General features: G+C 78.2%; 1 protein-coding gene. It reads left to right on the top strand.

From position 1 onward, the window contains the following. Positions 1-669, top strand: a 669-nt coding sequence (locus tag AB8Z75_RS35180) for a tetratricopeptide repeat protein (protein ID WP_369209227.1), incomplete at its 5' end; no start/stop codon positions are given. Positions 670-688: the final 19 nt, after the last annotated feature.

Here is a 688-nt window from a genome sequence, read left to right as displayed (position 1 = left end):
GCCCCTCCGCCCGGCGCCCATCCGCCCGGCGCTCCCCGCCCCGCGCCGTCGCCCACGCTGCTGGCCGTCCTGGCCAGCAGGCACAGCGCGGGGGAGAGCCTGGGGCGCCTCGGCTGCTGGGAAGAGGCGTACGAGGCGCACGCCGCGGTCGCCGCCGAGCGGCACGATCTGCTCGGCACCTGCCACCCCGACACCCTCGCCAGTCGCTTGGCGGCCGGACACGCGCTGGGCCGGCTCGGCCGCTGGGAGGAGGCCTGGGAGCTGTGCCGCGGCGTGGCGCTGGACCGCGCCCGGATCTTCGGGGACGAGCACCCGCACACGCTGTCGGCCCGCGAGGAGAGTGCCGTCTGTCTGCGCCGGCTCGGCCGTGCCGCCGAGGCCCTGGAGCTCAGCCGCGACCTGGTCGCGGTGCGGACCAGGGTGAGCGGCCCGGCCGACCCGGCGACGCTGCGGGCCCTGAGCGGGCTGGGTGCCGGCCTCGGCTGCCTCGGCCGCTGGGACGAGGCGCTGGACGTGCACCGGCACGTGACCTCACTGCGCCACCGCGTGCTGGGCCCCGCCGATCCCGAGACCCTGGCCAGCAGGAACGAGGAGGCGCACTGCCTGGAGCGGCTGGGCCGCGGCGAGGAGGCCGCCCGGGTCTACCGGGCTCTCGCGCTCAGATCGTGAGGGCGGGTGGGTCCTGYCC

The organism is Streptomyces sp. PU-14G, from assembly GCF_041028275.1.
GTDB lineage: Bacteria > Actinomycetota > Actinomycetes > Streptomycetales > Streptomycetaceae > Streptomyces.
Note: the sequence above shows the minus strand (reverse complement) of the source record. Positions and strands in the feature narration are given on the sequence as shown.